The organism is Halobacillus sp. A5, from assembly GCF_024189315.1.
Classification (GTDB): Bacteria; Bacillota; Bacilli; order Bacillales; family Halobacillaceae; genus Halobacillus_A.
In genome coordinates this window covers 365,351-387,878 of sequence record NZ_JAIZEO010000001.1, presented here as the reverse complement: position 1 = coordinate 387,878, position 22,528 = coordinate 365,351, and the positions used below count along the sequence as shown (strand labels likewise).

27 protein-coding genes and 2 riboswitches are annotated in these 22,528 nt (G+C 40.2%); of the genes, 11 read left to right on the top strand and 16 right to left on the bottom strand.

Going from position 1 to position 22,528, the window contains the following annotated elements; genetic code table 11:
• Positions 1–6: 6 nt before the first annotated feature.
• The 7 genes from spoIIIAC to LF822_RS02015 all read right to left on the bottom strand — a co-directional run bounded on the left by spoIIIAC (position 7) and on the right by LF822_RS02015 (position 4,716).
• Positions 7–213 carry a stage III sporulation protein AC gene (spoIIIAC, locus tag LF822_RS02045; RefSeq protein WP_253922296.1) on the bottom strand — a complete coding sequence of 69 codons (207 nt, stop codon included), beginning with the start codon at positions 211–213 and terminating at the stop codon, positions 7–9.
• A gap of 18 nt (positions 214–231) precedes the next feature.
• The gene (gene spoIIIAB / locus LF822_RS02040) at positions 232–741 is read right to left on the bottom strand and encodes a stage III sporulation protein SpoIIIAB (RefSeq protein ID WP_253922295.1); all 510 of its coding nucleotides are present in this window, start codon (positions 739–741) and stop codon (positions 232–234) included.
• Positions 686–1,663 (bottom strand): stage III sporulation protein AA, encoded by a 978-nt coding sequence (spoIIIAA, locus tag LF822_RS02035; RefSeq protein WP_253922294.1) that lies wholly within the window; start codon positions 1,661–1,663, stop codon positions 686–688. The genes spoIIIAB and spoIIIAA overlap by 56 nt, the downstream gene beginning before the upstream one ends.
• 356 nt (positions 1,664–2,019) lie before the next feature.
• Positions 2,020–2,577 (bottom strand): elongation factor P, encoded by a 558-nt coding sequence (efp, locus tag LF822_RS02030; RefSeq protein WP_253922293.1) that lies wholly within the window; start codon positions 2,575–2,577, stop codon positions 2,020–2,022.
• Positions 2,578–2,593: 16 nt separating this feature from the next.
• Positions 2,594–3,655 (bottom strand): M24 family metallopeptidase, encoded by a 1,062-nt coding sequence (locus LF822_RS02025; RefSeq protein ID WP_253922292.1) that lies wholly within the window; start codon positions 3,653–3,655, stop codon positions 2,594–2,596.
• Positions 3,655–4,107 (bottom strand): type II 3-dehydroquinate dehydratase, encoded by a 453-nt coding sequence (gene aroQ / locus LF822_RS02020; protein WP_253922291.1) that lies wholly within the window; start codon positions 4,105–4,107, stop codon positions 3,655–3,657. The genes LF822_RS02025 and aroQ overlap by 1 nt, the downstream gene beginning before the upstream one ends.
• 69 nt (positions 4,108–4,176) lie before the next feature.
• Entirely contained in the window at positions 4,177–4,716 is a 540-nt protein-coding gene (locus LF822_RS02015; RefSeq protein WP_253922290.1) for a YqhR family membrane protein, read from the bottom strand.
• 262 nt (positions 4,717–4,978) lie between these two features.
• Between LF822_RS02015 and LF822_RS02010 the strand changes: the two genes are divergently transcribed.
• Positions 4,979–5,380, top strand: coding sequence for an SA1362 family protein (locus tag LF822_RS02010; RefSeq protein ID WP_253922289.1), 402 nt, complete (start codon positions 4,979–4,981; stop codon positions 5,378–5,380).
• Positions 5,381–5,397: 17 nt separating this feature from the next.
• Here LF822_RS02010 and LF822_RS02005 read toward each other — a convergent pair whose 3' ends face one another.
• From LF822_RS02005 to LF822_RS01995, 3 genes are all read right to left on the bottom strand, one after another.
• Positions 5,398–6,291, bottom strand: coding sequence for a patatin-like phospholipase family protein (locus tag LF822_RS02005; protein WP_256521357.1), 894 nt, complete (start codon positions 6,289–6,291; stop codon positions 5,398–5,400).
• Positions 6,292–6,596: 305 nt separating this feature from the next.
• Complete coding sequence (gene mntR / locus LF822_RS02000) at positions 6,597–7,034, bottom strand: transcriptional regulator MntR (RefSeq protein WP_253922287.1); 438 nt, start codon at positions 7,032–7,034, stop codon at positions 6,597–6,599.
• A gap of 132 nt (positions 7,035–7,166) precedes the next feature.
• Positions 7,167–9,737 carry a vitamin B12-dependent ribonucleotide reductase gene (locus LF822_RS01995; protein WP_253923433.1) on the bottom strand — a complete coding sequence of 857 codons (2,571 nt, stop codon included), beginning with the start codon at positions 9,735–9,737 and terminating at the stop codon, positions 7,167–7,169.
• 416 nt (positions 9,738–10,153) lie between these two features.
• Here LF822_RS01995 and LF822_RS01990 point away from each other — a divergent pair, with 416 nt between their 5' ends.
• Positions 10,154–10,534: a rhodanese-like domain-containing protein gene (locus tag LF822_RS01990; protein ID WP_253922286.1), complete on the top strand. Its 381-nt coding sequence runs from the start codon at positions 10,154–10,156 to the stop codon at positions 10,532–10,534.
• A gap of 31 nt (positions 10,535–10,565) precedes the next feature.
• On the opposite strand, the gene gcvPB is transcribed toward LF822_RS01990, so the two are convergent.
• Genes gcvPB through gcvT form a run of 3 tightly spaced genes read right to left on the bottom strand, consistent with a single transcriptional unit; the run spans position 10,566 to position 14,492 of the window.
• Positions 10,566–12,032 carry an aminomethyl-transferring glycine dehydrogenase subunit GcvPB gene (gene gcvPB / locus LF822_RS01985; protein ID WP_253922285.1) on the bottom strand — a complete coding sequence of 489 codons (1,467 nt, stop codon included), beginning with the start codon at positions 12,030–12,032 and terminating at the stop codon, positions 10,566–10,568.
• Positions 12,025–13,374: an aminomethyl-transferring glycine dehydrogenase subunit GcvPA gene (gcvPA, locus tag LF822_RS01980; protein WP_253922284.1), complete on the bottom strand. Its 1,350-nt coding sequence runs from the start codon at positions 13,372–13,374 to the stop codon at positions 12,025–12,027. The genes gcvPB and gcvPA overlap by 8 nt, the downstream gene beginning before the upstream one ends.
• A gap of 17 nt (positions 13,375–13,391) precedes the next feature.
• On the bottom strand, positions 13,392–14,492 hold the full coding sequence (gcvT, locus tag LF822_RS01975) for a glycine cleavage system aminomethyltransferase GcvT (protein ID WP_253922283.1): 1,101 nt from the start codon (positions 14,490–14,492) through the stop codon (positions 13,392–13,394).
• A 62-nt stretch (positions 14,493–14,554) separates the two neighbouring features.
• A riboswitch (glycine riboswitch) is annotated at positions 14,555–14,645 on the bottom strand.
• Between the two features lie 3 nt (positions 14,646–14,648).
• A riboswitch (glycine riboswitch) is annotated at positions 14,649–14,740 on the bottom strand.
• Between the two features lie 159 nt (positions 14,741–14,899).
• Here gcvT and LF822_RS01970 point away from each other — a divergent pair.
• Positions 14,900–16,537, top strand: a complete 1,638-nt coding sequence (locus LF822_RS01970; RefSeq protein WP_253922282.1) for a DEAD/DEAH box helicase — start codon at positions 14,900–14,902, stop codon at positions 16,535–16,537.
• Positions 16,534–17,343 (top strand): YqhG family protein, encoded by an 810-nt coding sequence (locus LF822_RS01965; protein WP_253922281.1) that lies wholly within the window; start codon positions 16,534–16,536, stop codon positions 17,341–17,343. Before LF822_RS01970 ends, LF822_RS01965 begins: the two co-directional genes overlap by 4 nt.
• Here LF822_RS01965 and LF822_RS01960 read toward each other — a convergent pair.
• Complete coding sequence (locus tag LF822_RS01960) at positions 17,340–17,513, bottom strand: YqzE family protein (protein WP_253922280.1); 174 nt, start codon at positions 17,511–17,513, stop codon at positions 17,340–17,342. The two genes, LF822_RS01965 and LF822_RS01960, sit on opposite strands and share 4 nt — an antisense overlap.
• A 46-nt stretch (positions 17,514–17,559) precedes the next feature.
• The gene (locus LF822_RS01955; protein ID WP_253922279.1) at positions 17,560–18,045 is read right to left on the bottom strand and encodes a shikimate kinase; all 486 of its coding nucleotides are present in this window, start codon (positions 18,043–18,045) and stop codon (positions 17,560–17,562) included.
• A gap of 97 nt (positions 18,046–18,142) precedes the next feature.
• Here LF822_RS01955 and comGA point away from each other — a divergent pair, with 97 nt between their 5' ends.
• The 7 genes from comGA (at position 18,143) to LF822_RS01920 (ending at position 21,965) form a co-directional block, all read left to right on the top strand.
• Positions 18,143–19,138 carry a competence type IV pilus ATPase ComGA gene (gene comGA / locus LF822_RS01950; protein WP_253922278.1) on the top strand — a complete coding sequence of 332 codons (996 nt, stop codon included), beginning with the start codon at positions 18,143–18,145 and terminating at the stop codon, positions 19,136–19,138.
• Positions 19,110–20,162 (top strand): competence type IV pilus assembly protein ComGB, encoded by a 1,053-nt coding sequence (gene comGB / locus LF822_RS01945; protein WP_253922277.1) that lies wholly within the window; start codon positions 19,110–19,112, stop codon positions 20,160–20,162. Before comGA ends, comGB begins: the two co-directional genes overlap by 29 nt.
• Before the next feature lie 14 nt (positions 20,163–20,176).
• Positions 20,177–20,473, top strand: coding sequence for a competence type IV pilus major pilin ComGC (gene comGC / locus LF822_RS01940; protein WP_253922276.1), 297 nt, complete (start codon positions 20,177–20,179; stop codon positions 20,471–20,473).
• A complete protein-coding gene (gene comGD, locus LF822_RS01935) occupies positions 20,457–20,906 on the top strand; it encodes a competence type IV pilus minor pilin ComGD (RefSeq protein ID WP_253922275.1) in 450 nt (149 codons plus the stop codon). The genes comGC and comGD overlap by 17 nt, the downstream gene beginning before the upstream one ends.
• On the top strand, positions 20,896–21,216 hold the full coding sequence (locus tag LF822_RS01930) for a type II secretion system protein (protein ID WP_253922274.1): 321 nt from the start codon (positions 20,896–20,898) through the stop codon (positions 21,214–21,216). The genes comGD and LF822_RS01930 overlap by 11 nt, the downstream gene beginning before the upstream one ends.
• Entirely contained in the window at positions 21,173–21,616 is a 444-nt protein-coding gene (gene comGF / locus LF822_RS01925; protein WP_253922273.1) for a competence type IV pilus minor pilin ComGF, read from the top strand. Before LF822_RS01930 ends, comGF begins: the two co-directional genes overlap by 44 nt.
• Positions 21,617–21,779: 163 nt before the next feature.
• Positions 21,780–21,965: a hypothetical protein gene (locus LF822_RS01920; RefSeq protein ID WP_253922272.1), complete on the top strand. Its 186-nt coding sequence runs from the start codon at positions 21,780–21,782 to the stop codon at positions 21,963–21,965.
• 23 nt (positions 21,966–21,988) lie between these two features.
• Here the strand turns inward: LF822_RS01920 and LF822_RS01915 are convergent, their stop codons facing one another.
• Positions 21,989–22,369 (bottom strand): Spx/MgsR family RNA polymerase-binding regulatory protein, encoded by a 381-nt coding sequence (locus LF822_RS01915; protein ID WP_253922271.1) that lies wholly within the window; start codon positions 22,367–22,369, stop codon positions 21,989–21,991.
• Positions 22,370–22,528 lie beyond the last annotated feature (159 nt).

Sequence of the window (22,528 nt, the reverse complement as noted above, 5' to 3'; positions counted from 1 at the left end):
TTTGACCTATCCTTGATATAAAAAAACCGATTTAATTTGCTGAAATAAATCCGCTAACCGGTGCAGCACAATAAATAAAACGATGATAAACCCTGTAAGTGTTACGACTTGAGCGATTTCTTCTTTTCCCATTTGTTTCAAAATGCTATGAAACATGGCTACAATAATCCCTATGCCAGCAATTTGAAATAGGATGGATGCGTCTTGAAACACAACGGTCCCTCCCCCTCATCATATAAGTAGTAATACGACTAACAGTCCGCTTAACACCCCCACACCACGGGCTAACCTTTCATGTTTCCCCGAGCTTTCAATTGCTTCATTAAGCTGCAAGTCTAAATGATGTGTGGTCAACTTGATTTGTTTTTGCTGCTGATCTAAATCATGCTGCCCGATAGTTGCTCCAAACTGTACAAGAATATCAAGATCACTTTTTGACATAGCGTTCCAAAACCAATGCTTTCTTAACTCTGAACTCCAAAGGACACTAAAGTCGGTACAAGTTTCTTTTTCTTTTACAAGGCTTGAAAAGAAATAACTTACAGGCGGCGGCAGTATATGTGAAAGTTTTTCACATACTTCCCACAATGATGATTGACTATAGACCATCTCCGCTTCAATCATTTGAAGGGCGCTTTTCCATTGCCTGATTTCTCCCGGCCTTTTTCTGAACTTAGAAGCAATATCAAAGCCTACCCAGGTGGTGGCGACTAAAACGATCAGGGCTCCGAGCCATTCCATCGCTTCCATCCCCTTTCACTCGTTCCATGATTCTTCCATCTTGATCTAAAATACTTATGAAATAACGAGAATTTGCCTGCAGCCGGGGTAATAGAACAAAGCGGTCAAAGACCTGCTCCTCAATTAAGTGACCGACATCTCTTCTCTTGCTCACTGACGATAAATTTTGTCCGTGCACACTGCAAATTACCTGTACACCTGTGTGAACAGCTTCCTTTACTGCAGCTGCATCCTCGCCCCCTCCTATTTCATCAACAATTAAAACTTCCGGAGACATAGACCGGATCATCATCATCATGCCGACAGCTTTAGGACAACTATCCATCACATCTGTACGGGCCCCGACGTCCATTTGAGGAATACCATCCAGGCAGGCAGCTAACTCCGACCTCTCATCTACAATACCAACCTTGGAAGCCTTCCTTAAGCTGTTATTCGAGCCAATCCATTTAGAAATATTCCTTAGAACAGTGGTTTTACCGGAATGCGGAGGTCCGATTATCAGTGTGTTCATCCATCGCTCCTCTTGGAATAAGTAAGGAAGTATATGCTTTGAACTATCAATATGAGCGTGCGCAACTCTAATGTTCATGAATGTGATATTTCTTAAAGTGTCTAATTCATTCCGCTGCATATTAGCCTTACCTGCCAGCCCTATGCGATGCCCCCCTTCGATTGTAATGTAACCTTCTCTTAATTCCTCTTTGAACTTATAAACAGAAAACTGACTGACTTGATTTAAGACAAATGATAGATCTTTTAGTGATATGTCAGTATTCGTGATAGATTTCACACCATTGCTGTCGATGATCTCTATCGGTTTGCCCACACGCAGCCGTACTTCCTGGATGACGTCCCACCTCACGTATTTCTTCAGCAGAGAAGCATAAACCTCAGGAAACAGTCTTACAATTTCTTTCATTACAGGTTGTCTCCTTTACTTGCTTTACCTTATATGTATGTGCTCTCTTAAAAGATATGACTAGTGATAGGAAGTATAAAAAAATAGCAGCCGGTAGAGTTTAAAGCTTTCAAATCGGATTGTTTATTAACCCATGAACAGTGCCTCATGCGCCCTGGCAGACATGGAGTACAAAAGAAAAACGTCTCGAGGGAAGAATTCTTGCATGTTAAAAGGCGGTTTGCTAAAGATGCGGGTGTCCGCGCTGAGCTGAATGTAACTCCTCAAAACAATAGATCTACAGTTTAGAATTTGGTTACTTCCTTGAGCACAAAAAAAGAGCAACCCCTGTTGGGGTTGCTCTGTTAAACTGTTTTTTATGCACGGGAAACATATTTCCCATCAGATGTGTTGATAACTAGAACTTCGCCTTCATTAATAAAGAAGGGAACTTGAACTATAAGTCCTGTTTCAAGAGTAGCAGGTTTCGTTCCCCCGCTTGCCGTATCACCTTTGATTCCAGGTTCTGTTTCAACCACCTTAAGTTCTACATTGTTAGGCAGTTCAACTCCGATAGTCTCCGCTTCGTATGATTGAATCTGCACTTCCATATTTTCTATTAAATAGTTTAATTTATCTGAAATTTGCGCTGTAGGAAGTTCTACCTGCTCATAGGTTTCAGTGTCCATAAACGCGTGCATGTCACTAGATCCATATAAATATTGCATTTTTCGATTTTCAATATGTGCTTTTTCCACTTTTTCACCAGCGCGAAACGTTTTTTCCTGAATATTTCCATTACGTAAATTACGCAGTTTTGAACGTACAAAGGCCGCGCCTTTTCCAGGCTTTACATGCTGAAACTCTACAACCTGCCATATCCCTCCATCTACTTCAATTGTTAACCCTGTCTTAAAATCATTAACTGAAATCATAATGTATTTCCTCCTATTAGAGCGTTATTAATTCTTTTGGCGAATGGCTCAAGGTTTCGTTGCCAGTCTCAGTCACTACTGTGTCATCTTCAATGCGGCAGCCCCCGGTCTTTGGAACATAAACACCCGGTTCTACAGTGACGACCATCCCCGGCTCAAGCAAGACGTCAGAACGATAGGAAAGCCCAGGACCTTCGTGAACATCGAGACCAATTCCATGTCCCGTTGAATGACCAAAGTAGTCACCATAACCTTTAGCATTAATATAGTCCCGCGTTAATGCATCTGCTCCTTTCCCTGTTAACCCCGGCTTTAAACCTGCCATCCCTTTTAACTGGGCTTGTAAAACAGTTTGATATATGTCCTCTAACTCTGAATTAATTTGTCCCACTGCAACGGTTCGGGTAATATCGGAGCAATAGCCATTGTAAAGCGCACCAAAGTCCAAGGTAACGAGTTCACCCTTCTGTATTTCTTTCTCGGAAGCTACACCATGGGGCAGTGCAGATCTATAGCCTGAGGCAACAATAATGTCGAAGCTCGAAGACAAAGCTCCGTGTTTTCTCATATAGAATTCAAGCTCATTTGATATATCAATTTCTTTAACTCCAGGTTTTATGTAATTCAGAATATGAGAAAAGGCATTGTCAGCTATTTTTACAGCATCCTTTAATATACTAATCTCATCTTTTGACTTAATCAAGCGTAATTTTTCAACGAGTCCTGAGGTAGGAACCAGCTCAGCTTTAACATGCTGGCGAAAAAGATCATATTGACCATATGTAAGCAATTCTTTCTCAAATCCGAGCTTAGCTATGGCAGATTTGCCGGCCTGCGCCGCCACCGCTTCATGTAAAGGAACTTTATGCTCGATAACCTTAAACCCTTCAGCTTGTTCAGCAGCCTGCTCAGTGTAGCGGAAATCGGTAATCAATACCGCTTCGTCTTCAGTGATTAATAATGCCCCGGAGCTTCCAGTAAAATTAGAAATATACCTTCTGTTTTTATCTGACATGATGAGCAGACCATCTACACCCTGGTCTCCAAGCGCTTCACGCAATTTACTGAGTTTAGACATCAACCATTCCCCTCTCCCAAGTCTATCTTTTGAATTAGTCCTAATGCAGCGAGGCGATAACCATCTGTACCAAATCCAACGACTTGCCCCGCGCATACCGGAGCAAGCATCGAGTGATGACGAAACGCTTCACGCTGGTGGACGTTTGAAATGTGTACTTCTATAACCGGAGCCGAAATAGAGGCAATCGCATCCCGCAAGGCTATACTCGTGTGCGTATAAGCTGCAGGATTAAAGACTATCCCGGAAACTTCCCCTTCTGTTTCGTGCAGCTTATCGATTAGTTCGCCTTCATGGTTCGATTGAAAATCCACTAGTTCAAAACTATTTTCTTCCGCGGCTTCTTTCACTTTAGTAATAACATCATCTAATGTCTCAGTTCCATAAGTATCAGGTTCTCTTTGTCCCAGTCTATTTAAATTGGGACCATTAAGTAGCAACAGCTTTCTCACCTAAACTCACCACCTAACTCTGGCAAAAATGAATATCCTTTTTTATTTTATCATACTATGAGCATATCATCACTCTGCCGTCTGCTGGTTATATTCATGAAATTCATAGGATATAGAATAGCCGATAAAGACTCCATACAATATATAAAGACATATATTTGTTACATAGGAGTCTCCGCTAAGCTCATTCCAGGAAGGGACTGCCGAAAATATTGGATTTAAGCCTAAGAAAACAGCGGCAAATAATACTGTTCCAAAAATCATTCCGGGCCATATTCCATTTATGCGCTTGAACGAAATATAGTATATAAACGAAACAAGTACTGACAACAGCCCCACAATAATTACAGCCAGAACTTCTGCTAAAAATGAACTCGTCCAACTCGTCTGCCAAAAAGACCTGAAAATAAAAGAAGCCGCAGACACTTCGGAGAAATGAAAGTAGTAGGAGAGTGCCCCGAGAGCGCTCCAAAGTATACCTGACACAAACCCTACAGTCAAAGCCTTAGCTAGAACACTCTGTGGCGGCTCTTGTTTCCTTTGTTCTTTCTTTTCATCTGACATTCTAATCACCTCAATGTTATATTTTCCAACTTCCTCTTTTTTCATCCAATCTGCCTGCACAAAAATGGTAGTGAAAATTTACATATTGAGGTAAAATAAAAGATAACATGCACGACTGCTAATGAGGAATAAAAGTATAAATTCTCTCGTTCTATGCATAAATAATCTAGGCTTGGAAAGAATTTAAAGAGTTAGATTAAAGACCGTTTCAAATTAATGTGTAAAAAAGTGATAATTATAAGCACTTAAGTGGTATACAAATAGAAAGGCCATCCTTAATTGAACCCAAATAAAGGAGGAATATATAATGTCAAGGAACTGGGTCACACCCGTCATTTATACACTTATTGCACTTGCCGTTTTTTACGTTGGCGTTCAAATGTTTACTAACACATCCAGTTTTCTAAGATCAATTGTTATGATGATTGGTATCGCAGTGCTTATATATGGAGCGATCTATTTCTTCTTCATACGAAATCGGATGGGTTCCGGCGCCAATCGGAATGAAATGAAAAAATACAAACAGGCTGTTAAGCAATCCAAACAAAAATATAAAGCTCCTAAACCTGTAAAATCAGCAAAGACATCCACTTCCCCTACATCGAAATCTACACCTTTGCAAAAGAAAAAAACTAAAAGAAAGCAATCCTCTCACTTAAGAGTGATCGAAGGAAATAAGAATAACAAAAAAGATCGTGCCTCTTTTTAATAAAGGCTCGATCTTTATTATTTTGCCCACCGTTTTAAGAAACTCATTGCTTCAGTTCTGCCGAGGGTTAGTAGCTTCTCCTTCTGGAGCGGACTAATGTAAAAATCCGTTGTCTCTACACCCTTTACTGGAATAAAAATAATATCACGGCTTTTTGTAGTCGAGATGTACCTTGCATCATGAGCCTGTTTCATAGTGCTGAATAAAGCCTGGAACATTTGTATAGCGTTTTTTATCTTGCGCTCAGGAAGTTGATCTGGAGGATCGCTCAGCTGTAATCCTATTATTGGACGTTTCCTTCTTCCGTGTTCATTTTCAAATAACCAGATAGGAAAATTGCTGAGTACACCTCCGTCAACTAGCAAAGACTTTCCTTTCTTTCCATGAATCTTGACAGGCATGAAAAAGTAAGGAAGACTCGCACTAATCCTAGCCGCTTTAGCAACCGAAAACGTTTTCGGATCTATCCCATATATTTCTTTTAAATCATCAGGAAAGACAACCATTTTCCCAAGCGTCAAGTCGGAGCAAACGACTTTTAAGCTTCCTGCTGGAAGGTCAGCAAAGGTATGAATACCTTTTTTACTTAACCACTTAGTTAAAAGCTGTTCTAACCGGTTCCCCCGGTACAATCCCATTCTAAAATATAAAAAAAGCCATTTCGAAAAAGGAAATATTTGATCAGATAAGGGCTGGTCAATAAGCTTCTCAAAGGAGAGCTCATCCAGGATGACCTTTAAGTCCTCTGCTTCATAGCCGGCTGCTTTTAATGAAGCTATTATAGCCCCTGCTGAAGTCCCTGCCAATCTTTCAAGATGATAACCATACTCTTCAAGAACTTCTAAAGCCCCAATGAATGCAAGAGCCTTGACCCCGCCCCCAGAAAACACACCGTCAATATTCACGCGCATCCCCCCACAGTTATATATAGAAGAAACACGGAATATATAGAACAAAGTACAAGTAAAAAGACCTTGACTTATGCTTTATGCCTAAGTACAAAGAAGCAGGTGCCCTGATAAACACGAAACGCATAAGCTAAACGTCTCTTGAGTATGGAGACCTCCCCCGCTTCAATGCGTATTGTTTAGTATGCGAGTGTTTGGACGCTTGAGCAGGATTGTCGCTTTTCAAGGCACTTTTTCATTTGATAATTACTGGACCATAAAAAAACAGGCTGTCGGGATGACGACAGCCTGAAGGAAGGGGAAATCCTCTAGTTTTCTTCATTGTTTTGATCTTCATTTTTCTGTTGTACTTTCCTCAAACTGGCTACCCTTGATTTATCTTCTTCAAAATATTGCACGAGATCGCCGATTCGGTCGATCGAGTCCCAGCTTAGATGATGCTCAATCCCTTCAACATCTTCATAAATTTTATCATTATCCACGCCGATGATTTCCAGGAACTGTTCAAGAAGATCATGACGGTACACGAGTCTCTTCCCGACTTTTTTACCCTTAGGAGTAAGGATCAAACCTCGATATTTTTCATAGTTCAAGTATTGATCACGGTCCAGTTTCTGAACCATTTTTGTAACAGAAGAAGGGTGCACCTGCAGGTTCTCAGCTATGTCCGATACACGGGCGTAACCCTTCTCTTCAATTAATATGTAAATTTGTTCAATATAATCTTCCATACTTGGCGTCGGCATGATGAACCCCCAATACAGCTAGTGGTCTGTAGACCTTTTCATGAAAATGATACACTAGTTTCCCTATGATGACAAGAAAACGCGCAGGCGTAAAATGGACACTTGCTTTACACAAGTGTCCATTCTCCTTTATTATAACCCGCATTTCAACTGAGCATTACAGTTTGTACACGTATTACAACCACCAATGTCTTCCACTGTGCCTTTACGGCAGACCGGGCAGGTATCCCCGACTTCTGACCCTATCGTTACATTAGTTTTATCAAGCTCGTGTACTGTATCCATGAGTACGACATGAGGCTTCTTATCTTCCTCAAATTCGAATTCAGTCTGTTCCCCATCGAACGCATTTTCTTCTGCTTTTAATGTAAGCACCTGGCTGTCACGGCTTCCATCAACGTAAACCGTTCCGCCTTTCGCTCCACCATGGTAAAGCCTTTGATATACTTTCTCTACTTGTTCTACGGAGTACCCTCTTGGAGCATTAACTGTTTTAGAGATTGAACTGTCAACCCAGCGCTGGATAACACATTGTGTATCGGCATGAGCTTCAGGACTCATAGTCATAGCCGTAATAAACCATTCTGGCAGTTCATCAGGATTCTGCTCTGTATTTCTATCTAAATACTCCTTGACGATATCGGCTTTAACTTCGATAAATTTACCTAAACGTCCGCTGCGGTAGTAAGAGAAGGAGAAGTAAGGCTCGAGACCTGTACTTACACCGACCATTGTGCCTGTACTTCCTGTTGGTGCGACAGTTAGGAGGTGAGAGTTTCTAATCCCATACTGACGTACACCTTCTTTAATATCTTCAGGCATAGACCGCATATATCCTGTATTGACAAAATTTTCACGTAATTGTGCTGTTTCTTCCTCCGTATTACCTACGAGGAAAGGAAAGCTGCCTTTTTCTCTTGCTAACTCAATGGATGAACGATATGCGGTTGTGGCAATCACCCCAAAAATCTCATCTACGAGCTGGTTGCCCTCCTGTGAACCATATTCGGTTTCACAATAGATCAGAAGGTCGTGCAATCCCATGACACCTAAACCTACCCGGCGCTCACCAAGAGCCTGCTTCTTATTTTCTTCCAAGAAATATGGTGTGGCATCAATAACGTTATCCTGCATACGTACACCGGTTGCTACCGTTTTCCTAAGCTTATCAAAATCAACCTGCTTCGCTTCTTTATCTGCCACAGACGCCAGATTTACTGCGGCTAGGTTACAAACAGAAAATGGAGCTAATGGCTGCTCCCCGCATGGATTTGTAGCAACAACCTTCTGGCCATAAGCACTTGCATTTGTCTTTTCATTCGCATTGTCAATAAAGAAAATACCCGGCTCAGCTGAATAAGTAGCACATATATTAACCAGCTTCCATAATTCTGCAGCTTTCACTGTACGATATGTTCTTACAGCCAGCCCTTTCTCTTCCCACTCACGTACGTCTCCACTTTCCTGCCATTCATTGTTGTAGATCTCCATTTCTTCTTTCGTATAGGATTCTACATCAGGAAAGCGGAGGCGGTAGTCATCGTTATTTTCTACAGCTTCCATAAACTCATTGGTAATACAAACTGAGATGTTTGCCCCGGTTAGAAACTCAGGATTATTAACCGTATACGTACCGCCGGTGTGAAGTTTCTCTTCGGCTTCACGAATACCGCTCTCAGTAAATCCGCCTTGACCCGGCATAGTTTTATAATTTACAACACTTTGATACAAATCACGTTCGGTTTCAGTCAGAGGAGTAAATTTAAGTTTTTCTTTCGCCAGTTCTTTAATTTGCTCATCTTCCGTATTTTCTATTAAATAACGTAGAATTCTAGAGTTCTGCATCTTTGAAATAATAAACTCAACGATATCGGGGTGCCAATCAGCGAGCATAATCATCTGTGCTCCACGTCTTGAACCACCCTGCTCTACCAGGTGTGTCAGCTTAGCAATATCATCAAGCCAGGATACAGAACCTGATGATTTGCCGTTTACTCCGCGGGCAAGTGTGTTTCTTGGTCTTAATGTTGAACCATTCGTCCCTACTCCGCCTCCGCGGGACATAATTTCCATTACTTGTTTACGGTGATCAGAAATGCCTTCCCGTGAATCCTGAATGTAAGGCATAACATAGCAGTTAAAGTAAGTAACATCAGTGTTTGACCCTGCTCCGTACAGTACTCGTCCTGCTGGAATAAAGTTTAATTCTGAGAGCTCTTCGTAAAATTCTTCGAAGCTCTGTTGGCGTTTATCTTCATCTATTTCTACCGCAGATAATCCAGTCGCGTTTCGCAGCGCAATCTGTTCATAATAAACTTCTAATGGTTTATCTATAGTGTCTAAATTACGTGTAATTAAACCAGATTCTCTTTCATCTTCACTATCGAGTACGTTAACGAAATCAGGCTCTACCTTAACAACCGCTTTGTGTGTTTCCCAGTCGATGGATTGGATAAAACCGAATCCGCGTGCGGGAAACTTAGGATCATCTTTTACAGTTAAAACAACAAAATCACCTACGGCCAAGGTTAATTTTTCCGTGTCCTTAAATGCGTAGCGGTCCAGCATAACTAATCTGGATACACCACTGTGGGTAATATGCATACCTGGTGTAATTTCGTGTACTTGATTAAATTGTCTTATGTCAGCGTTCAAACGTTCAACATTAATTTTTGCATTGGCGTCATTGGAAGTGGACGTCATTTGCATACAAACCTCTCCCTTCAATCATGCTTACTGAGGCATGTCCCTGTAACTTCTAAAATAGTTAACTATAAGTAACATACCACATTTACGAATTTTTAATCAATATATTGTACTCAATTCATTAAAACTTTCTATATATTGTGTTATTGAACGAACGTGTAGAAATTTGTCAATTTATAAATTCTCCAATAATTAACGCGAACTAGAGATATTTGAAGCAATTACATTTTTATTAAGGTAAAACCACTTTTTTTATCATTTGCATTGCACATCTTTTAGACATCCGGACAAATCAATTTTATAAAGCCTATCCAGCTTAAAATAATTCAGCAACCTATTGCAATGGTAAAAAAACTTTGAAATAAGAAGAATTCCCCCATATAATAGATAGGGGAAGAGGGGGTATAGAGAATATGGAACTTTGGATTTTAATTGGTGCAATCGTCTTCTTAATCGCATTTGGAATTTACCGGTTTATGAAGGCTAGAAAAATATTAACAACTTTATCTGAAGAAGAATTTCGTCAAGGGTACAGAAAAGCACAGCTTATTGACGTCCGTGAACCTAAAGAATATGATGGCGGCCACATTTTAGGAGCCCGCAATATTCCTTTGTCGCAAATGAGAAACCGATTAGTCGAAATTCGCAAGGACAAGCCCGTTTATCTTTACTGTCAGAGTGGAGCGCGCTCTACTCGTGCCGCATTAATGCTTAATAAAAAAGGCTACGTAAACCTTAACCAGCTTGAGGGCGGTTTTAAAAAATGGAACGGGAAAATTAAAACGAAAAAGTAAAAGACGCTGCGACCGCTGCAGCGTCTTTTCGTTATTCTTCTACTTTCTGATATCTCAGCACAGGCTTTCTTGCTGCTGTTGTTTCATCCATACGGCTTACAATTGTAGTATGAGGAGCTTCCTGAACCTTCTCGGGTTCATGTTTTGCTTCCTCGGAAATTTGCAGCATCGCTTCTACAAATGAGTCCAGTGTCTCTTTTGATTCAGTTTCGGTAGGTTCTGCCATAATGGCTTCTTCGACATTAATCGGGAAATAAATCGTAGGCGGGTGATACCCGAAGTCTAAAAGCCGTTTAGCGATATCGAGCGTTCGTACACCTAATTTCTTTTGCAGCTTTCCGGATAGCACGAATTCATGCTTACAATGCTGATCAAAAGGAAGCTCATATTCCTTTTGCAGACGACGCATCATATAGTTTGCATTAAGAACGGCATACTCACTCACTTTTTTAAGCCCCTCAGCTCCCATAGTACGGATATAAGTATAAGCACGAACATTTATACCGAAATTACCGTAATACGGTTTTACACGTCCGATAGATTTCGGGCGCTCATAATCAAAATCGAATCCATCTTCCCGTTTCACTAAAATTGGTTTAGGCAGAAATGGTTCAAATTCAGCAGTGACTCCGACTGGGCCCGAACCTGGTCCGCCTCCTCCATGTGGACCTGTAAATGTTTTATGAAGGTTTAAATGGACAACATCAAAGCCCATATCGCCTGGCCGCGCGTAGCCTAGAATCGCGTTTAAGTTCGCTCCATCATAATACAATTTCCCGCCAGCTTCATGAATAATAGAGGCCATTTCTTCAATATGTTCTTCAAACAGCCCCAAAGTATTAGGATTTGTAAGCATGAGTGCAGCTGTACTTTCATCGACAACACGCTTAAGGTCTTCCAAGTCTACTAAACCCTTCTCATTGGATTTTACAGTAACCGCTTCAAACCCAGCCACGGTAGCCGACGCAGGGTTCGTGCCATGAGCAGAATCAGGAACAATAACTTTAGTACGATTAAAGTCTCCATTTCCTTCATGAAAAGCTCTGATCATCATTAGGCCAGTCCATTCCCCATGAGCTCCGGCAGCTGGCTGAAGGGTCACACTATCCATACCTGTGATCTCTGCCAAAATATCCTGTAAATCGTACATAAGCTCAAGAGCACCCTGCACCTGCTCTGCAGGCTGAAGAGGGTGAATATGGGAAAACCCTGTGAGACGGGCAATGTCTTCATTTACTTTCGGATTATATTTCATCGTACAAGAGCCTAAAGGATAGAAACCTGAATCAACACCATGGTTTCTCGTGGACAACCCCGTATAGTGACGCATAATCTGCAGTTCACTTACTTCAGGCAGCTCAGGCTCACTTTCCCTTACAAAAGCTTCACCTAACTGTTCATCTATATTTGTTTCAGGAACATCGAATTCCGGCAGACTAAAACCTGTACGACTCTCTTGACTAAGTTCAAAAATTAATGGAAAGTCTTGATTAGCCACAAATATCACCTACCTCTTTAATAAACTGATCGACTTCTTCCTTCGTTCTGATTTCCGTTATGGCTAAAAGCATGTGGCTGCTAAGCTCGGGAAAATCCCTGGATAAGTTATAACCGCCGATGATTCCCTTTTCGAGAAGCTTACGGTTAACCATATCTACGTCTTGATTCAGTTTCACTACGATTTCGTTAAAGAAAGCTCCGGTGAATGCAATTTCAAATCCGGATTCTTCTAATTGTTTTTTCATATATGACGCTTTTTGTATATTCATCCATGACATCTTCCTTACACCCTGCTTACCGAGGGAGGACATAGCCACGGAAGCAGCGAGAGCATTCAGGGCCTGATTGGAACAAATATTCGAAGTCGCCTTATCCCGACGTATGTGCTGCTCTCTCGCCTGTAATGTAAGAACAAACCCTCTTCTTCCTTCCTCATCTTTCGTCTGCCCTACTAAACGTCCTGGAACCTTACGCATCAGTTTCTTTGTAGTTGCGAAATAACCGCAGTGAGGACCGCCATATTGAGCAGGTATGCCAAACACTTGAGCGTCGCCTACCACAATATCGGCTCCAAACTCTCCCGGCGGAGTGAGGTAGCCAAGGGCCAATGGATTACTGGAAGTTATCATCATCGTTTTCTTCTGTTGATCTACAAGCTCTCTTACTCTGTCCAGCCGCTCGATTTGTCCAAAGAAGTTAGGGTATTGAAGTACAACGCTTGCAGTATCCTCATCAAGTTCGCTTTCTAATTGATCCATATCCGTAACGCCGTTTACATGATCAATCTCAACAATCTCAAGTCCTGGGCCTTTTACATAGGAATGAATAACGGCTAAAGATTCCGGGTGTATAGCTTTTGAGACAAGTACTTTTTGTCTTTTGGTCTGACCAGCTGAAAGATTTACAGCTTCAGCGAGAGCAGTTCCCCCGTCATACATGGATGAGTTAGCTACATCCATTCCTGTCAACTCACAGATCATTGTCTGAAATTCAAAAATAGCTTGCAGCTCACCTTGTGAAATTTCAGGCTGGTATGGTGTATAAGCAGTATAAAATTCTGATCGGGATATTACATGATCCACGATTGAAGGGATATAATGATCATATACACCAGCACCTAAAAAACTTGTGTGAGCTTTAATATTAATGTTGCGGCTGGCTAATTGTGTTAATTCTTTAGTTAAAGCATACTCGTTTTTTGGAGGTTTAATATTTAATTCTCCATTGCAGCGTACACTCTCAGGAATATCTGCAAATAATTCATCTGTCGACTGTACACCAATAGTTGAAAGCATTTCTCGTTTATCCTTTTCTGTAATTGGTAAGTATCGAAATTCCATTTATTGTTCCTCCAATTCTAACGTTTGTAAAAAGGGGTGGCTGCTACTTTAGCTTTCAGAGTTTTCTTGCGAATTTGAACATAAACTTCTGTACCAGGAGCTGTATACTTAGTTTTAAGAAGAGCCAGTCCAATATTCTTCCCAAGTGTCGGTGATTGAGTACCTGTTGTAACATATCCAATCACACTCTCTCCATCCAGTACCTCATAACCAGTCCGGGGAATTCCCTTGTCAATCATTTCAATACCAACAAGTTTCCTTTTTAATCCTTCTTCTTTTTGGCGGATTAAAGCCTCTTTACCGATAAAGTCCGACTCTTTTTTCAGCTTGACTGCAAACTGCAGACCTGCTTCAAGAGGGGTAATGTCAGCACTTAATTCCTGTCCATATAAGGCCAGATTTGCTTCAAAGCGCAGCGTATCTCTAGCTCCAAGCCCGATAGGCTGAACTCCGTGTTCTTTCCCGTATTGAAGAATAGACTGCCACAAAGCAGGCCCCTGGTTACTCGGCAGGTAAATTTCGAACCCATCTTCTCCAGTATAGCCTGTACGCGATACGATAGCTCCCCCTTCTACTCCCCTAAGGCGCACATCTTGAGCAAAATTAAAGAACTTAATATCGGATAACTTTGTTTCTGTCAGGCTCTGCAATGCCCGTTCAGCTGCCGGTCCCTGCAGAGCAAGTTGAACGTAATCGTCAGAAACATCCGTTACTCTTACATTTTCCTCGACATGCTGTTTTAACCAGCTTACATCCTTTTCCCTGTTAGCCGCATTAATTACGAGTAAGTACTTGTTTTCTTCGAGCATATAAACAATGAGGTCATCAACAGTCCCACCATCTTCATAACACATGATCGTATACTGAGCTTTCCCAGGTTTAAGTTTTGACACATCATTCGTTAACATTTTCTGTAAGAAAGATAAGCTGTCGCGTCCTTCGACTAATGCCTCACCCATATGAGAAACATCAAATAACCCAGCTTTTTGACGCGTAGCGCGGTGCTCTTCCTTTATGCTTGAGAATTGAACAGGTAAATCCCATCCTCCAAAATCAATCGTTTTAGCTCCAAGCTTCTTATATTCCGAATATAATGGCGTGCGCTTAAGATCTGCCATGCGATCACTCCTCACTACTTATTTGACATAAAAAAAGAGACTCCACCGTAACCTCAGGGAGTCTCTGTCCGTGCACCAGAAAGTTTCGCGCCATCCTTTATCTTCACGCTTGCTTCTTGGGTGGTTTACGTTAATAGTAAACTCTCTCCAGAGCTGCGTCCTACAGAGGTCTTGTTTGCCTGAGAGATTCACAATTATCTGCTTGCTCCTTCGGCGCTACATTACGTAGGCTCTCCCCCTGCAGTCATTCGCATTAGTATTTAGTTAGATAGATTGGGGCATACTAACCTGTAAAGAATACGACAAACTCTCTTAATTTTCAGGTTCATTATACCACAGCCATTATAAACGTACAGATTAGATTTATAAATTTCAAAAAAATCTACCATTAGAAGGAGGAATACTAAGTGATTGAAATCCATCAGGACTCTGATTTCCTTCCTCAGTTTTCAAACCGCCTTGATGAGTCAAATGCCCTTTGCAGCTTTGAAGAATTCAAGCTGGCATGGCAGGGACTGAAACTCCAGTCTATTCCTCAATTTGAAGGTGTACTCGCTTTAGAACAACTTCCTCACATTCAGTTTCTGGATCACCAGGTTGATGCTTGTGAACGCGTCGTGCACGAAATGAGCGGAAGAGCAATACTTGCTGATGAAGTTGGACTTGGAAAGACTCTGGAGGCAGGATTGATATTAAAAGAATATATGATCAGGGGAATGGTCAAAAAAGTATTGATCTTAACCCCCGCTTCACTCGTTAATCAATGGACACAGGAGTTGAGTGAAAAATTCTATATTCAGGCTGCATCTCCAAGAAAAAAACATGCAGACTGGAGGAATTGGGATATAACCGTTACATCTATTGATATGGCAAAAAGAGAACAGCACCAAGAAGAAATTTTATCTATGACTTATGACATGATTATTATTGATGAAGCACACAAACTAAAAAATCATAAAACGAAAAACTTTCAATTTGTAAAACAATTGAAAAAGACTTACTGCCTGCTCTTGACTGCAACGCCGATTCAAAATCAATTAAGTGATTTATTCAACTTGGTTTCTATATTAAAACCTGGTTATCTTGGAGACCTGACAGAGTTTAAGAAAAAATATAAAAACACTTCACTTGAAGAATCACAAACACAGCAGCACGTTCATTCGCTGCTGGGCAAACTCATGATACGAAATTTGAGAAAAGACACCGGTCTTGATACTTCTAAACGTAAAGTGAAGAACATTACATTAAGTTTTAATGATGAAGAACAGTGGTTCTACAATGAACTAGAGAAGTTAAAGACCAATTATCCATCCTTTACCTGGCTGACACTGGCTAAAGAATTTTGTTCATCGAGGGAAGCCTGCTTTATGTCCCTAAAAGCGTTAAATGAAAAAAGCCCTTCAGATTTTAAAGAACAGTTGATGAATAAACTTGGAGAATTGCCTCATCATACTAAAGCGCAGAAAATGGCCGATTTAATTGAAGAATCAGGCGAGAAATTTATCGTATTTACCGAGTACAGGGCTACACAGTTTTATTTACAATGGTTTTTGCAGCAGAGAGGCATTTCATCGGTACCATTCAGCGGTAAGTTTAATAAGAGTAAAAGAGACTGGATGAAGCAGCTTTTCAAAACCAGAGCTCAGGTAATGATCGCCACTGAAGCTGGTGCTGAAGGCATTAACCTTCAGTTCTGCCATAATATGATTAACTATGATCTGCCCTGGAACCCAATGCGCTTAGAGCAGAGAATAGGAAGAATTCATCGGTTTGGACAGGAAAAGGATGTTAATGTTTTCAATTTTGCTATTAAAAATACGCTGGAAGATCAAATTTTAACTTTATTATATGAAAAAATTAAGCTCTTTCAAAACGCAGTCGGCGATTTAGACTCGATTCTCGAGCAGATTCCAGGCGGCAATTTTGAAAAACACGTTCAGTCCATCCTTCAAGAATCCGAATCTCAGGGAGAAATTGATATTAAACTGAGAAATTTAGTGAGCTACGTAGAATATTCAGTGGAAGAAAGGAAGGAATCAGGGTGAACAGCGCCAGTCATTATGACTTCACAAAACAGTTTTTCCAATTGAATGGATGTAAAATTGATGAGGATAAGCCGAAACAAATGAAAGTTAAGCTTACGAAAGAAATGGACGAAGCTCTTATGAACCGCCCATTCTACTGGCATTATATTAAGAAGATGAATCGAGAAGGTGAGACGCTGAGCTTGACTTTTAAAGATATAAGCCTAGGAGAAGCAGAAGAAGGTATTTATCTGCACGGGGGCACACCGAAACTACAGCAAATATATCAAGTTGCCCTGGAAAAAGGATACACAGCCAGGTTGTATGAAGCTGTAGAAACGGATAATCAAAACCTCGCCCTTCATCCCTGGCTTTGTCTGAATATGAGAGTTACGTTTAGAGGGAAACAATCTAAAGACTTACTGCTGTCTCTTGGTTTGAACTTAATTAACGGTGCAATGGTCCACGAGGCAATGCCGAAACTAATAAAACTGGATTTAACTTCGAAAGTTTCAGACTATACCTTTCCTATGACCCCTTTAATTAAAATGGAAAGCGGTTATAAACGCCTGCTCCGAAATATAGAATTACACCTCGAAACCCTTGATACACAGTGGGCTGTAGAATCACTCCAACAGCTGCGATATGAACAAGAACTGCTGGAAAGTTTTTATAATTCTAAAGACGTTGATACGGACCAATATGAAAAGGAGCTTGAACAGCTCCATGTACGGTATCAGCCAAGAATTCACCTGCAGGTTGCTAATGGCGGGCTGATCTATTTAACTAGTGAAACTTCACAGAATATGCTGAGAACGCAGATTTAACGCCTGCGTTTTTTCAGCATTTTAAGGGCAAATGGCAAGAGGCCGAACCAATAGGACGAACTCTTCTTCGACGGTTTTGTTTGCTTTTTTTCTAATTTTTCCTGTTTAGTCATATGCATATGTTTCATCATTTCTTCAGTTAAATACTGTGCATACTCACTCTTTTTCATAAGTGACCCCACCTTTACAAGAACTACTTTTATTATGTCCGCCGGGTCAGCTTTTTAGACAATTAAGAACTTCTTTCGTGATCGCTTCTTCCGTCTTGTGATCCACTTGAATGGTATAATCAGCCAGGGTTTGATAAAGCGGTAGACGCTGCTCATATCGCTTTTGATTCGTTTCCCTGCCAGCTGACCACAATGGACGATGTTCATCGTTAGATAATCTTTCATCAATTGTCTCAAATAAAGCATGGAGAAAAACCACTGTACCTTTTTGTAATAGTTCCCTGTTTTCCTCTTTTAGAATGACCCCGCCCCCTGTAGAAACAATTTTATCACCTCTTAAGGATCTCAATAAATTTGTTTCAAGCTCGCGGAAATATTCCTCCCCATAATGTTCAAATATTTTCGGAATGCTCATTCCAGCCTCTTCCTCAATGGACTCGTCCATTTCTATGTATTCTACATTCAAGGTCAGACTCAGCTTTTTGGCAATTGTAGTCTTGCCGCTTCCCATGTAGCCGATTAAATAAATCATTTAAAATCACTCCATTTATAAAATTAAAAGCAGGATATTTGCTGTTTATGTCGAATAAGTTATTTACAGAAATTTTGAAATGAGGTGATCCATTCAGTTGAGTCATATTACTGACAAGTCCAGAAAGCTTTTAGCTTCAGCAATCGAACAATCTGCCTCTGATGTGCATTTTTCCCCAAATAAGGAAGCCACTGACGTATACTTTAGAGTGTTCGGCCAGAGGGTTCGATACACTTCCTTACCTAATCCAACTTATCAGAAGTTACTGGCTTATTTCAAGTTTACATCCGGTATGGATATAGGCGAAATCACTAAACCACAAAATGCATCATTAGAGCACCGGCGGGATAACCTAGTGTACCACCTGCGGCTTTCTACACTGCCGACCCCAAACAGTGAAAGTTTAGCTATCCGCATTCTCCCCTCTCAAGAACAAATAGACCTCTCTCAGCTTTTTCTTTTTCCAAATCAGCTTCAAATAATAAAAAAATGGATCAAGCATAAAAGCGGCATGATTTTATTTACAGGACCTACAGGTTCGGGCAAAACAACAACCATGTATTCATTGGTTCAAACTATTCTTCAGGAACAATCACTTCAAGCTATAACGTTAGAAGATCCTATGGAAAAGAAGCTTGACCACATCGTTCAAGTCCAAGTAAATGAAAGAGCCGGAATCACTTATGATGCTGGATTAAAAGCTGCTCTCAGGCATGATCCTGATTTAATTATGGTCGGAGAAATCCGGGATAAGGAAACAGCGCAATTTGCAATTCGGGCAGCTCTAAGCGGACACCTTATCATAAGTACCATACATGCTAAGAATGCTTATGGGACTCTACAGCGTTTAAAAGAGATGAACATAAAAACTGTTGATCTTGAACAAACAATGATAGCTATTGCCTGCCAGGAGCTTATCAATTTACAGCTTACTGGTAATGTTCCAAGAAGGGCTGCCATCCTCGAGGTTCTCGAAAGTTCTGCACTTCAAAGAGCCATACATGGAATCCCGCCCTCTGAAGACCCTTCGTTTCAACCATTTGAATTGCTGAGGAGGAAAGCTCATGCCCTTGGCTTTTATAAAAATCAATAAAGGTAATTCCCCTCCTGCATTACCAATTAGAAATCAAATTGTTTTTCTTAACCGTACGTGTAAACTCCTCGACAAAGGTTATCCTCTCGTAAAGTCTCTGCAGATGATCAGCTGGGACCATAAATATAAATTCATAACAGAAGAGATTATTCGTGAACTTAACTTGGGCAACCCCATTGATATCGCCTTTGCAAATGCGAACTTTTCCAGGCAGGTGACTTCTTTTCTGTACTTCGCCCGAATACACCAGGATCTGCCTACTCTTTTCCGTCAGTGTGCAGACCTTCTTCAACTGCAGCATCAATATAAGCAAAAATTCAGAGATGCCCTCCGGTACCCCCTTATCCTTCTCATTTTTTTACTCGCAGCTTTTACAATTATTAAGCACACAATTATCCCGAGCTTCACCACATTATTCGATAATGCTGCAGGTCAGCCATGGAGTCTTGCCGTACTAAAAGGTTCAGATATGATCATATCTATCCTCGGATTAGCTTTCCTTCTCTTCACTGTTATGTGTACAGCGTTTCTGCTGACAAACCACAGGCGGTCTATTGAACAAAAGCTTGCCATTTATGAGAAGTTGCCTCTGCTTAGAGCCTATAAGAAGTTTACCCTGTCCTTTTTCTTTGCTACTCACTTAAGTTCCCTCCTTATGGCAGGTCTTCCATTAAAGGACGCTTTAAAAGTGATCTCATCTCAGTCAAAATATCCTGAATTATCCTATTATGGCAATCAAATTCAAAAGCAGCTTGAAAACGGATACAGTTTATCAAGTGCCATACACGAGTGTCCTTTATTTAGAGCTGAACTTACAGCGGTTTTCCACCAGACGAATGACTTAAAGACTCTTGCTTCAGAGCTTCAAATGCTGGCAGAATTACTGATTGAACAGCTGAAAGAAAAACTAATGAAGGCCGTACAGCTGATTCAACCTGTGTTTTTTATTATAGTAGCTTGTTTAGTGACCCTTATTTATGCTTCAATCATGCTTCCGCTATACCAATGGATGGATCAAATATAAAGGAGTGTACCAAAATGAACCAAAAAGGATTTACGTTGATTGAAATGCTCATCGTTCTTCTTATTATTTCCGTTTTATTAATAGTAACAATACCCAACCTGACAGAGAATACAGAATCCATACGTAATAAAGGCTGTGAGGCTCTAGTGTTAAATACATCTGCTCAAGTCGAATCATATTATATTGAATATGATGAATTTCCTGTCTCCTTAGAAGAGTTAGTTGACGAAAATTACATTACTCAAACACAATGTCCTAATGGAGATGAGCTAACTTACGATTCAGAATCTGGTCATGTTGGCACCCCGTAAACATCAGAGAGGTTATACGTTAGCAGAAGTGATTTTAGTATTAACTGCGTTTTCAATTCTTACAATTATATTCGTGCCGTTACAAAGTAAAGCTATACAACACATTGAAACTAAACAATATATTGCCCAATTCAAAGAGGATGTTCTCCTAGCTCAGCAATTAACCATGACAGACCATCCATCCTATTGGTTAATGATAAGACCTGCTCAAAAAGACTATTATTTATATGACTATCAACAAAAAAAAACAATTTTTCACAGGGAATTCCCCCCATATTGGAAGCTAAACCTGCAAAGTCTGACTACCCCCGTCCGCTTTAATTCTCAAGGTACACTAAGAAATCCGGGGACTATGAGGATTTCCTCTCCTCATACAGCATATAAAATTACCTTTCCTTTTGGAAAAAGCAGGGTGACTATTAATGAACAATAATGGATTTACTTTAATAGAGGTAATTTGTGCGTTCAGTGTGCTCATGATAGCTGCTGTCTTCCTCTCTCCGCTTCTTATTGAAATGAGACTAGAGCAGAAGGCTCTTTCTGAGAAAAGAAACACTATCCTTACTCTACAAAATAAGTTACACGAATACACTAGTGATCCCTCTTCTGCAGGTGGAAATCAAACTGAGAATAGCATTGAATTTATTTTTACGCCTCACTCAAACTATATAGAGGGGTGTGCACTTTGGGAGAGAGTTGATGAAGAAAAGGAGAAAGAATGTCTTTATGCCCCTTTACAATAATGAAGGCTTTACACTTGCGGAAACTATCCTGTCATTAACAATAATCACTATATTACTGTCTATCAGCTACCCAACCATCCGGATGATAGACAGTGCAAATTATTATGAAGAATTAGATGTATTTCAATTTTTAACATTCGTCGAAAATGAAATGAATTCCTCAAACCACGTAAGTATTACACGTGAAAATATACTGCTGACAGATCACAACAACAGATTAGTCGAAATTGAGAAATATAGAGATCATGTTCGAAGGCGTGTTGATGATCAAGGTCATGAACTTCTTATACAGAATATTAAAGATATTGAATTCGCACATAAAGACAATCTGTTAATAATACATGTTTATACCAGAAACGGAGGTGAATATCATAAAAAAATCCCCCTCCCTGCTGCTTAATGAAAGGGGTATTATTTTCCCGTGGGTAATTATTTTAGTTAACGTCATCATTTTTATTTCCATAATGACAAGTAAACACTTTGAGACACAGATTAGGTCTACGCAGGCTTTTATTTATACAGCTAAGCTGCAAAATGTATTCTACTACGCAGAAGCTGAGTTAATGAGTATCAAAGAAGATAATCCATATACTTCAGGAGCCAGCTTTACTTTACCTCATGGAGAAGCAAAGTTCAGCTGTGAACTGCTTGAAGAATACGATTATAAGTGCAGATGGCATATCACTATTGATTCCGGACAGACGAAAATTTTCTATAGAAAGTATTCTGTAAAAGCCGATGCTGTGTGAACAAATTGCGGCTATGAAGCAAATTATGAAATTTTCACAGTCTGTTCAGGTTTTGAAGTTAATCCTTTTAAACCCTCTTCATTGTATCCTACAACCAGCTTCTCGCCATCAGTTAGTATCGGTCTTCGCAGTAATTTAGGTTTTTCGTTTAGCAGCTTAAGAAATTCATTTATAGTTAATTCCTCAACTTCTAAATTCAGGGATTTAAACTCTTTACTTCTTTTCGCAAGTATTTCGTCTATTCCATTAGTAGTGAGGGACAGAATTTGCTTTAACTCTTCAACCGTTGGGGTCTCTCTGAATAAGTGCTGTTCATCAAATGGAACTCCTTTTGTAGTTAACCATGACTTCGTCCGGCGACAGGATGTGCAACTAGGATAGCTGTAGAATTTCAGACCTTCCATCTTGATCGCTCCTTCTATAATTGAAATTTTTGTCGAATCTTTAATGTACTGTTAATGTATAACCTTTGTACAATTTATTAAACCTATAATGACTAACTTTAATAAAAATTTTATTTTCATATATGGTTTAAAAATTCAAAACAAGGCAAAGGTAAAAGA